Origin of the sequence: Streptomyces sp. GC420 (assembly GCF_009916105.1) — a bacterium.
In the GTDB taxonomy this organism is placed as follows: domain Bacteria; phylum Actinomycetota; class Actinomycetes; order Streptomycetales; family Streptomycetaceae; genus Streptomyces.
Map to the genome: position 1 here is coordinate 1 of NZ_JAAAXQ010000637.1, position 2,729 is coordinate 2,729.

The 2,729-nt window shown below is 74.5% G+C and carries 1 protein-coding gene and 1 pseudogene; both read left to right on the forward strand.

Annotation, left to right across the window (positions count from 1 at the left end; genetic code table 11):
• Positions 1-629 precede the first annotated feature (629 nt).
• Positions 630-2,276, forward strand: coding sequence for a serine/threonine-protein kinase (locus tag GUY61_RS37215; RefSeq protein WP_166634708.1), 1,647 nt, complete (start codon positions 630-632; stop codon positions 2,274-2,276).
• Positions 2,273-2,729: pseudogene (locus tag GUY61_RS37220) on the forward strand (hypothetical protein); the annotation flags it as partial. The gene GUY61_RS37215 and the pseudogene GUY61_RS37220, both read left to right, overlap by 4 nt.

Consider the following 2,729-nt stretch of genomic DNA (forward strand, 5'->3'; position numbering starts at 1 on the left):
GGAGGGTGAGGCTGCGGCGGGGGAGGAGGCCACGGTCCACGAGATGCCCGGGAAGCGGCCCGCGAAGACCGCGAAGACCGCGAAGACCGCGAAGACCGCGAAGACCGCGAAGACCGCGAAGAAGACCGCCGCGCAGCCGGCGAAGAAGTCCGCGGCCGGGGGGTCGGCCACGAAGAGGACCGCCGCCGGCGAACCGGCCGGCGGGGAGCCTGCCGCGAAGAGGGCCGCGTCCGCCAAGAAGACCGCCGGACGCAAATCCCGCCGCACCGCCTGAACCGCACCGTGCCGCGGTCCCTCGTCCCGGGCCGCGCACCGGACCGGCGACCCGCGGGCTGGACGTGGGTCGCCGCGCCTCCTCGCGGTCCCGGCCGTCGTGCGCTGCCGTTCCACCCACCCGGCCGGCCGGGCGTCCGCGCGAAAGGGGCGGTTTCGGTCACGGGGCCCTCCCGGCGGCGGTCACGGTCCGGATCGCCACGCAGTCTGCGGCACCGGCCCGGTCCCGCCGTTGTATCGATCGGCCGGTACCCCTTGACGGAACCGAAATGGCCGGAAACATGTCCCACACTGCACGCGGCGTGGTTCGCGAGGGGATCCGGACACTCCGGAGACGCCACGCCATGGGGGATCGAATGAACGCATGGTCGGTACCGGGATACACGGGCACCAGGGAGCTGGGCGCAGGTGCGAGCGGGCGCGTCGTGCTGGCCGTCCACGAGGACACCGGAGTCCCGGTCGCGGTCAAGTACCTCAGCGAGTCGCTGCTGACCCGCCCCGGTTTCGTACACGACTTCCGTGCCGAGGCGCGGCTGCTGGCCGGGCTGGACAGTGCGCACGTGACGGGGCTCTACGAGTACGTCGAGAGCCCGGACGGCGCGGCCATCGTCATGGAACTGGTGGAGGGTCTGGCGCTGCGCGCGCTGCTGTCCCGGGAGGGCCCGATCGGGCCGGAGGCCGCCCTGGTGGTCCTCAAGGGCTCGTTGCTCGGCCTCGCCGACGCCCACCGGGTGGGCGTGGTCCACCGCGACTACAAGCCGGAGAACGTGCTGGTCACCGCCGACGGCACCTCCAAGCTCGTCGACTTCGGCATCGCGGCGGGCGACGGGACCAGTGCCGGTATCGCCGGGACCCCCGCCTACATGGCCCCCGAGCAGTGGAGCGGCGCGCCCGCCTCGCCCGCGGCCGACGTGTACGCGGCGACCGCCACCTTCTTCGAGTGCCTGACCGGGCGCAAGCCGTACACCGGGGAGAACTTCGCCGAACTCGCGCTCCAGCACGTCGACGCGCCGGTGCCCGTCGACAAGGTGCCCGAGCCGGTGCGGCCGCTGGTCCTGCGCGGTCTGGCCAAGACTCCGGAGGAGCGGCCCGAGAACGCCGAGGCCTTCGTCGGGGAACTGGAGCAGATCGCGGGCGGCGCCTACGGGCCCGACTGGGAGGAGAACGGCCGCGGCAGGCTCGCCGCCCTGGTCGCGCTGCTCCCGCTGCTGCTCCCGTCGGCCGGTGACACCCCGCAGACCACCACGGACACCGCCACCACGATGCTGGACCAAGGCGGCGGCTGGGTGCGTTCGTTCCGGCCGAGCCGGTCCGCCCTGCTCGCCTCCGCCGCCGCACTGGGCCTGGCGTTCGTGCTCGCATACGGCGTCGAACCCGGCAACGCCGGCTCCACGCAGCAGGCGGGGAAGGCGCTCGCCACCACCAGCGCGCAGCCCGGCGTCAGCAGCGGCCCGACCGGGACGGCGGAGCCCTCCGGCAGCGCGTCCTCGTCGGCCTCGCCCGGGGCCTCTCCGTCTCCCTCGGAGAGCGGGGCCACCGCCGGGCCGTCGGACGAGGCCACCGCGACCGCCACCGACGGCGGGGACGGCGACACCCCCGGCGGCACGACCGCCACCCCCACCTACACGGCCACACCCACGACGGAGCCGACGACGGCCACCCCGACCCCGCCGTCCGCGCCCAACGTCAAGGACATCACCGTCAGCGGCTTCCAGCAGACGGGCAGCACGACCGCCACCGCGACCGTCGACGTCGTCACGGACGGCACGGGACCGGTCTCCATCACGGTCGGCTGGTACGTCAGTGACGCGTACGGCCGGCTGGGCACCCTGGACGGGACTCAGACGTTCCAGCGCAGCGGTGCGACCCAGTACACGTTCACCGCCGACCACACATTCCAGGGCCTGGGGTGCTACTGGGCGGTGCAGGTCACCTCCGACCCGGCGTCCGCCGACGGCGGCGCCTCGCAGCAGCTACTCACCCGACGGTGCATCCTCCGATGAACGAGCGCAAAGACCAGCAGCAGGACGACGACTACAGCGCGACACAGCTGGCCAGCCACTGGATCCAGAGACCCGCTGAACCCGGGCCCGGCGACCCCGGGCCCGCTGAAGCCGGACCCGCTGAACCCGATTCCGGTGAAGGGGATTCCGGTGAACCCGGTTCCGCCGAACCGGGGGCCGGTGCACCGGCCCCCGGGGCGACCGTGGCGGTGACCCTGCCGGCCGCACAGGACCCGCGGACCCGGATGCTCACGGCCGGCGCCGCGGGCTCCGGCACGCTTCCGGCTGTGCTCGCGGCGGGCGCTGCCGCGGCCGTCGGCGGCGCCGGACCCGACGCCACCCGCCGGGAAGAGGTGGGACCGGACCGCGTCGAGGGGAGCGTCCTCCGCTTCGGGCCCGGCGTGACCGCGGCCGCGCGGCACCGCACGGGCGCCGGGTTCACCGTCCCGGTGC